Source organism: Arenimonas sp. (assembly GCF_041913985.1).
GTDB lineage: Bacteria > Pseudomonadota > Gammaproteobacteria > Xanthomonadales > Xanthomonadaceae > Arenimonas.
The window spans coordinates 22,152-30,261 of sequence record NZ_JAYSEG010000037.1 but is presented as its reverse complement, the minus strand read 5'-3'; the positions used below and the strand labels follow the sequence as shown (position 1 = coordinate 30,261).

The 8,110-nt window shown below is 70.6% G+C and carries 7 protein-coding genes; 3 read left to right on the top strand and 4 right to left on the bottom strand.

Going from position 1 to position 8,110, the window contains the following annotated elements:
* The 3 genes from ACE3Q2_RS11665 to ACE3Q2_RS11655 all read right to left on the bottom strand — a co-directional run.
* A partial coding sequence (locus ACE3Q2_RS11665; protein ID WP_374474165.1) for an aldehyde dehydrogenase family protein occupies positions 1 to 783 on the bottom strand: 783 nt, incomplete at its 3' end.
* Between the two features lie 4 nt (positions 784 to 787).
* The gene (gene ald, locus ACE3Q2_RS11660) at positions 788 to 1,903 is read right to left on the bottom strand and encodes an alanine dehydrogenase (RefSeq protein ID WP_231694003.1); all 1,116 of its coding nucleotides are present in this window, start codon (positions 1,901 to 1,903) and stop codon (positions 788 to 790) included.
* 51 nt (positions 1,904 to 1,954) lie between these two features.
* A complete protein-coding gene (locus ACE3Q2_RS11655) occupies positions 1,955 to 3,316 on the bottom strand; it encodes an aspartate aminotransferase family protein (protein ID WP_374474163.1) in 1,362 nt (453 codons plus the stop codon).
* 105 nt (positions 3,317 to 3,421) lie between these two features.
* Here ACE3Q2_RS11655 and ACE3Q2_RS11650 point away from each other — a divergent pair, with 105 nt between their 5' ends.
* The 3 genes from ACE3Q2_RS11650 to ACE3Q2_RS11640 all read left to right on the top strand — a co-directional run bounded on the left by ACE3Q2_RS11650 (position 3,422) and on the right by ACE3Q2_RS11640 (position 6,814).
* The gene (locus tag ACE3Q2_RS11650; RefSeq protein WP_374474161.1) at positions 3,422 to 3,967 is read left to right on the top strand and encodes a cupin domain-containing protein; all 546 of its coding nucleotides are present in this window, start codon (positions 3,422 to 3,424) and stop codon (positions 3,965 to 3,967) included.
* A 7-nt stretch (positions 3,968 to 3,974) separates the two neighbouring features.
* A complete protein-coding gene (locus ACE3Q2_RS11645; protein WP_374474160.1) occupies positions 3,975 to 5,477 on the top strand; it encodes an aldehyde dehydrogenase in 1,503 nt (500 codons plus the stop codon).
* A gap of 68 nt (positions 5,478 to 5,545) precedes the next feature.
* A complete protein-coding gene (locus ACE3Q2_RS11640) occupies positions 5,546 to 6,814 on the top strand; it encodes a ferric reductase-like transmembrane domain-containing protein (RefSeq protein WP_374474159.1) in 1,269 nt (422 codons plus the stop codon).
* Between the two features lie 6 nt (positions 6,815 to 6,820).
* Here the strand turns inward: ACE3Q2_RS11640 and ACE3Q2_RS11635 are convergent, their stop codons facing one another.
* Positions 6,821 to 8,110 (bottom strand): NAD(P)/FAD-dependent oxidoreductase, encoded by a 1,290-nt coding sequence (locus ACE3Q2_RS11635; protein ID WP_374474158.1) that lies wholly within the window; start codon positions 8,108 to 8,110, stop codon positions 6,821 to 6,823.

The window sequence follows — 8,110 nt, the reverse complement described above, 5'->3', positions numbered from 1 at the left end:
GGGCATCACCACCATGTGGTTCTTGGCGCCGCCCAGGGCCTGCACGCGCTTGCCGTTGGCCGAGCCGCGGGCGTAGATGTATTCGGCGATGGGGGTGGAGCCGACGAAGCTCACCGCCTGCACGCGCGGGTCGTCGAGCAGGGCATCCACGGCGGTCTTGTCGCCGTGCACCACGTTGAACACGCCGTCGGGCAGGCCGGCTTCCTTCAGCAGGCGCGCCAGGATCATGGGCGGCGTCGGGTCGCGTTCGCTGGGCTTGAGCACGAAGGTGTTGCCGCAGGCCAGGGCCACCGGGAACATCCACATCGGCACCATGCAGGGGAAGTTGAACGGCGTGATGCCGGCCACCACGCCCAGCGGCGCGTATTCGGTCCACGAGTCCACCTCGCGGCCCACGTCCATGGAATGTTCGCCCTTGAGCAGGTGCGGGGCACCGCAGGCGAATTCCACCACCTCGATGCCGCGGGTCAGTTCGCCGCGGGCGTCGGCCAGCACCTTGCCGTGCTCGGCGGTGATGGCGGCGGCGATCTCGTCGGTGTGCCGCTCCAGCAGTTCCTTGTAGCGGAACAGCACCCGCGCGCGCTGCAGCGGCGGCGTGGCCGCCCAGGCGGGGAAGGCCGCCTGCGCGGCGGCGACCGCGGCCGACACGTCGCCGGCCGAGGCCAGGGCCACGTGCGCCTGCACGGCGCCGGTTGCCGGGTCGTACACCTCGCCCCACCGTCCCGCGCTTCCTTCCTGCGGCTGGCCGTGGATGAAATGCGGGATGCGGCGGGGGTCGGTCATGGCATCAACCTTTCAGGGCCTGCGCGGCCGGCACGTACTCGTAGCCCAGGTCCTTGGCGACGGCTTCGTAGGTGATCTTGCCGGCGTGTACGTTCAGGCCGTTGAGCAGGTGGCCGTCGTCGAGCATGGCCTGCACGCCCTTGTTCGCCAGCTGCACCGCGTGGGGCAGGGTGGCGTTGGTGAGCGCGAAGGTGGAGGTGCGCGCCACGCCGCCCGGCATGTTCGCCACGCAGTAGTGGATGATGCCGTCCACTTCGTAGGTCGGGTGCTGGTGCGTAGTGGCCTTCGAGGTCTCGAAGCAGCCGCCCTGGTCGATGGCCACGTCCACGAGCACCGAGCCCGGCTTCATCAGGCCCAGCTGCTTGCGCGAAACGAGCTTGGGGGCGGCGGCGCCCGGGATCAGCACGGCGCCGATGACCAGGTCGGACTGCGGCAGCAGCTCTTCGATGGCGTCGAGGGTGGAGTAGAGCGTGGTGATGCGGTCGCCGTAGAGCTCGTCGAGGTACTTGAGGCGGTCGAGCGAGCGGTCGAGGATGGTGACGCGGGCGTTGAGGCCCATGGCCATGCGCGCGGCGTTGATGCCCACCACGCCGCCGCCGATCACCAGCACGTTCGCCGGCTTCACGCCCGGCACGCCGCCCAGCAGCACGCCGGAGCCGCCCTGGGCCTTCTCGAGCGCGTGCGCACCGGCCTGGATGGACATTCGGCCGGCCACTTCCGACATCGGCGCCAGCAGCGGCAGGCCGCCCTTGCGGTCGGTGACGGTTTCATAGGCGATGGCGGTGCAGCCCGACTTCACCAGCGCGGCGGTCTGGTCCGGGTCCGGCGCCAGGTGCAGGTAGGTGTAGAGGATCTGGCCCGGGCGCAGCATGGCGCACTCGACGGGCTGGGGCTCCTTGACCTTGATGATCATCTCGGCCTTGGCGAAGATCGCCGCGGCGCTGTCGACGATGGTGGCGCCCGCCTTCTCGTACATCTCGTCGGTCAGGCCGATGGCCTTGCCGCCGTCGCGCTGCACCATCACGTGGTGGCCCTGCGCGCACAGTTCGCGGACGCCGGCCGGGGTCAGGCCGATGCGGTACTCGTGGTTCTTGATTTCCTTGGGGACGCCGATAAGCATGGAGCTGCCCTCCCGGGGCGGTACTTTCTGATGGTTTGAGCGGCCGCCCGGTCAGGCGGTGGCGCGTATGGTAGCCGCCAGCCGGTCGAAAATCCGGTCGATGTGTTCCTTGTTCAGGATCAGCGGCGGGGAGAGGGCGATCACGTCGCCGGTGCAGCGCACCATCAGGTTCTGCTGGTGGTAGGCCCGGTTGAACACTTCGTAGCCGCGCTGGCCCACGCCTTCGGGCCGGGCGGCCAGTTCCACCGCGCCGATCAGCCCGAAGTTGCGGATGTCCACCACGTTCGGCAGGCCCTTGAGAGCGTGCAGGGCGTCTTCCCAGTAGGGGCCGAGCTCGATGGCCTTCTCGAACAGGTTTTCCTCGGCGTACACCTCCAGCGTGGCCAGGGCCGCCGCGCAGGCCAGCGGGTGGCCGGAGTAGGTGTAGCCGTGGAAGAGCTCGATGGCGCCTTCCGGGCCGTGCATGAAGGCGTCGTGGATGGCCTTCGAGGCGAACACCGCGCCCATGGGCACCGCGCCGTTGGTCAGTCCCTTGGCGGTGGTGATCATGTCCGGCGTGACGCCGAAGCGCTGGGCGGCGAAGGCTTTGCCGACGCGGCCGAAGCCGGTGATCACCTCGTCGAAGATCAGCAGGATGCCGTGCTTGTCGCAGATCTCGCGGATGCGCTTGAGATAACCCTCGGGCGGCAGCACCACGCCGGCGCTGCCGGAGATGGGCTCGATGATGACGGCGGCGATGGTGCTGGCGTCATGCAGGGCGACGATGCGCTCGAGGTCCTCGGCCAGCTCGGCGCCGTGCTGCGGCAGGCCGCGGCTGAAGCCGTTGCGCTTGAGGTCGAGCGTGTGCGGCAGGTGGTCCACGCCCGGCAGCATGGCGCCGAAGAACTTGCGGTTGTTGACCATGCCGCCGACCGAGATACCACCGAAGCCGACGCCGTGGTACCCCTTCTCGCGGCCGATCAGGCGGGTGCGCTGGCCTTCGCCGCGCACGCGGTGGTAGGCCAGGGCGATCTTGAGCGCGGTGTCCACCGACTCCGAGCCGGAGTTGGTGAAGAAGACGTGCTTGAGCGGGTCGGGCGCGATTTCGGCCAGGCGCTCGGCCAGGATGAAGGGCAGCGGGTGGCCCATCTGGAAGGTGGGCGCGTAGTCGAGCGTGGCCGCCTGCTTCTGGATGGCCTGCACGATGCGCGGGCGGGCGTGGCCGGCATTGACGCACCAGAGCCCGCCGGTGCCGTCGAGGATTTCGCGGCCGTCGGTGCTGCGGTAGTACATGCCCTCGGCGCTGGCCAGCAGGCGCGGCGTCTTCTTGAACTGCCGGTTGGCGGTGAACGGCATCCAGAACGCGTCGGTGCGCCCGGGGGTTTCGGTCGCCTGGGCCAGGACGTCGTCGGCGTGCGGATCGGAGGGGCTCATGGCAGGCTCGCGGGGCAGGGCAAGGGGTGCGGGGAACGCTAGCAGCGTTGAATAAACTTTACAATTGGCGTTAAATATTCAGCAACCGCGGCGAGGCATTCGAACTTGGACATCGGCATCCGGCTGCAGGCCGTGCGCAAGAGCAAGGGGCTGAGCCAGCGCGAGCTGGCCAAGCGGGTGGGCGTCACCAACTCCACCATCTCCCTGATCGAGCAGAACAAGGTCAGCCCCTCGGTGAGTTCGCTCAAGAAGGTGCTCGACGGCATCCCGATCTCGCTGGCCGACTTCTTCACCCTCGACCTGGCCGATGGCGGCGACAGCCCCTTCTACCCGGCCGACGAGCAGCCCGACGTGGGCAACAACGAGATCCACTACTTCCTGGTCGGCCAGCACCGCCGCAACCGGCAGATGTGCGTGCTGCGCGAAGTGATGCCGCCCGGCAGCGACACCGGCGAAGCCATGCTCAGCCACGACGGCGAGGAAGGCGGCGTGGTGGTGCAGGGCCGGGTGGAGGTCACCGTGGGCGAGCAGGTGCGCGTGCTCGGCCCGGGCGAGGCCTACTATTTCGAAAGCCGCCAGCCGCACCGCTTCCGCAACGTCGGCGACGACGACGCCGTCATCGTCAGCGCCAATACCCCGCCCACCTTCTGAGGCCGCCATGACCCGACCCAAGACCCGCGAAGACTGGGAGCAGCGCGCCGCCGCGCTTTCCTGCCGCCACCAGGCCTTCATCGACGGCCACTGGGTGGACGCCGCCAGCGGCCGCACCTTCGACTGCACCAGCCCCATCGACGGCCGCGTGCTGGCGAAGGTGGCCGAGTGCGGCTCGGTGGACGTGGACCGCGCCGTCGCCGCCGCCCGCCGGGCCTTCGACGCCGGCCACTGGGCCAACGCCCGGCCCACGCACCGCAAGAAGGTGCTGGTGAAGTTCGCCCAGCTGGTGCAGGACCACGGCGAGGAGCTGGCCCTGCTCGAAGCGCTCGACATGGGCAAGCCGGTGGACGACGCGCTGTCGGTGGACGTCGCCGCCTCGGTGCGCTGCCTGTCCTGGACCGGCGAGGCCATCGACAAGGTCTACGGCGAAGTGGCCGCCACCGGCCAGGACGAGCTGGGCCTGGTCACGCGCGAGCCGCTGGGCGTGGTGGGCGCCATCGTGCCCTGGAACTTCCCCATGCTGATGGCCTGCTGGAAGCTGGCCCCGGCGCTGGCCACCGGCAATTCGGTGGTGCTCAAGCCCTCGGAAAAATCCCCGCTCACCGCCCTGCGCCTGGCCGAGCTGGCCATTGAGGCCGGCATCCCGGCCGGCGTGTTCAACGTGCTGCCCGGCTTTGGCCGCGGCGCCGGCGAGCCGCTGGCCATGCACATGGACGTGGACGGGCTGGTGTTCACCGGCTCCACCGCGGTCGGCAAGCACCTGCTGGTGTGCGCCGGCATGTCGAACATGAAGCGCGCCTACATGGAATGCGGCGGCAAGAGCCCGAACATCGTCTTCGCCGACGCGCCCAGCCTGGAACAGGCGGCCAAGGCGGCGGCCAGCGGCATCTTCTACAACCAGGGCGAGGTCTGCACCGCGGCCTCGCGCCTGCTGGTGCAGCGCCCGGTGAAGGACGAATTCGTGGCCATGGTGGCGAAATACGGCGAGCGCATGCAGCCGCGCCACCCGCTCGAGCCCGGCGCGCCCATGGGCGCCCTGGTGGACGAGGCCCAGACCGAGCGCGTGCTGTACTACATCGCCAAGGGCCGGGAAGAGGGCGCGCGCCTGGTGATCGGCGGCGAGCGCCTGCAGACCGTGGCCGGAGGCTGCTACGTCGCGCCCACCATCTTCGACGGCGTGCAGCCGGGCCACACCATCGCCCGCGAGGAAATCTTCGGGCCGGTGCTGAGCGTGATCGGCTTCGACGACGAGGCCGAGGCCCTGCGCATCGCCAACGACAGCGACTACGGCCTGGCCGCCGGCGTGTTCACCTCCGACCTGGGCCGCGCCCACCGCGTGGCGCGCAAGCTGCGCGCCGGCAGCGTGTGGGTGAACTACTGGGACGGCGGCGACATGACCGCGCCCTTCGGCGGCTACAAGCAGAGCGGCAACGGCCGCGACAAGTCGCTGCACGCGTTCGAGAAGTACACCGAGGTCAAGGCCACCTGGATCAACCTCGGGGCTTGATTCCGGTCAATCGCGGGCACCCGGCCCGGGCGCATGATGGGAACCAGCCCCAACGGCGAGGTTCCCGCATGCGCATCACCAGCACGCCCTTCCTGGTCGTCATCGCGGCCATCAGTACCGCCGCCGTGCTGGCGGCGATTCCCCAGGCCGACTGGCTCTCCAGCGCCGCGATGAGCCTGTCCGCCGGCGTGGCGGCCCTGGCCATGATGGGCATGGCGGCCCTGCTGGGCGCGCGCTGGCGCTGGGTGGAAGACCTGTTCGGCGGCCTCGACCGCGTGTACGAGGTGCACAAGTGGCTGGGCGTGTGGGCGCTGGCGCTGGCCTCGGTGCACCTGGTGTTCAAGGCCGGTGCGCAGGGCTGGGAAACGGCCTCCATCCTGTCGCTGCCGCCCTACTGGACGCGGCTGGTGCGGCAGCTGAGCTACGTGGCGCTGGGCCTGATCGTGCTGCTGGCGCTCAACCGCAAGATCCCCTACGGCACCTGGCGCTGGTGGCACAAGCTGTCCGGGCCGCTGTTCCTCATCGTCGTGCTGCACTGGCTGAGCTTCAAGTCGCCGATCGCGCTGGCCTCGCCGGCGGGCCTGTGGCTGGCGCTGTGCGCGGCGCTGGGCGTGGCGGGCGCGGCCTGGAAGCTGCTCCTGTATCCGTTCTTCTCGCGCCACGCTGAATACCGCGTCACCGCGGTCACGCCGGGCCCGTCCTCGGTGCGGCTGGAACTGGCGCCTGTGGGGCGCGGCATCCCATTCGAGGCCGGGCAGTTCGCCTTCCTGCGCCTGCTCGAGCCGGGCCTGCGCGAGCCGCATCCGTTCACCCTGGCCAGCGCCGGCGACGCCGGCCAGCCGGTGCAGTTCGTCATCCGCGCCCTGGGCGACTACACCAACAAGCTGGTGGCCGAGGCCCGGCCCGGCATGCACGCCGAGGTGTACGCGCCCTTCGGCCGCTTCCAGCGCAGCGCCGCCAACGGTGACTTCGAAGTGTGGATCGCCGGCGGCGTGGGCCTCTCGCCCTTCATCGCCTGGCTGCAGGACGAGAAGGCCGAGGGCCTGGGTCGCGTCACGCTGTTCAACTTCTTTACCCCGGGGCGCGAGTTCCCCGGCATGGACGAACTGGGCGCGTTGGCGCGCCAGCGCGGCGTGGACTGGGTGCCGGTGGCCGGTGGCCCGGGTGCGCCCGAGTTCCGCGAGCGCTTCGAATGGCTGGTGGGGCAGGTGGGCGCGGCGAAGATCAGCTTGAGCTTCTGCGGCCCGGCCGGCCTGCTGGCCGCGGTGCGCGCCGAAATGGCCCGCCACGGTATCCCCGCCTCGAAGCTGCGCTACGAGCAGTTCGACTTCCGCTGAGCCGTCTTACCAGAGCGCATCGCGCAGCTTGAACCAGGCCATCGCGGCCACCAGCAGCGGCGTGCGCAGGGCGCGGCCACCGGGGAAGTTTCGGTGCGGGATGCGGGCGAAGGCGTCCAGGCGCGAGGCCTGGCCGCGGATGGCCTCGGCGATGACGCGGCCCGCCAGGCCGGTGGCCGCCACGCCGTGGCCGCTGAAACCCTGGGCGAAATACACGTTGTCGCCCAGCCGGCCCCAGTGCGGTGCGCGGTTGAGGCTGATGTCGATCAGGCCGCCCCAGACCGAGTCGAACTGCACCCCGCGCAACTGCGGGAACACCCGCGTCATGCGCGCACGCATGGTGCCCGCCAGGTTCGGCGGGGGCAGGGTGGAGTAGCTGGCGCGGCCGCCGAACAGCAGGCGGTGGTCGGCGCTGAGCCGGAAGTAGTCCAGCGCCCAGTTGATGTCCGCCACGGCCATGCCGTTGCGGATGAGCGCCCGCGCGCGCTCTTCGCCCAGCGGCTCGGTGGCGCCCACGTAGGTGCCCACCGGCATGATCTTGTCGTCGAGCTCGGGCGCGATGCGGTAGGCCAGCGCGTTGCCGGCCAGCACCACGAAACCGGCCTGCACCTCGCCCTCGGCGGTGCGCAGCACGGGGCGGGCGCCGCGCTGCAGCGACAGCACCTCGCTGCCCTCGTGGATGCGCACGCCCGCGGCCTCGGCGGCGCGCGCCAGGCCCAGCGTGTAGTTCAGCGGATGCAGGTGGCCCGAGCGCGGGTCGTACAGGGCGCCGAGGTAGCGCGGGCTGGGCAGCTGCGCCCGCAGTTGTTCACGGTCCCACCATTGCACCGGGTAGCCGTAGGTGTCGGCCAGGTCGGCCTGCCAGCCCTTGAGTTCATCCACGTGCCGCGGCTTGATCGCCACGTGGGCGTGGCCGTCGCGCCAGTGCGCGTCGATGCCGTGGTCGGCGATGCGCCGCTTCACCAGCTCGACGCCTTCCACCGACCAGTCGAACAGGGCCTTCGAGGCCTCGCGCCCGACCATCGCGGCGATCTTCGCCTGGTCGCAGCCGTAGCCGAAGATCACCTGGCCGCCGTTGCGGCCGCTGGCGCCCCAGCCGGTGCGGCGGGCTTCGAGCACGATGACCTTCAGTCCCGCCTGCGCCAGCTCCAGCGCGGCGGACAGGCCGGTGAGGCCGGCGCCCAGCACCACCACGTCGGCGGTGTCGCGCCCCTGCAGCGGCGGCCGCGCCGGCGAGGGCGTGGCGCTGCGCGAATACCAGGAGTCGACGTGCGCCGACGGGTTGCGCACGGCCAT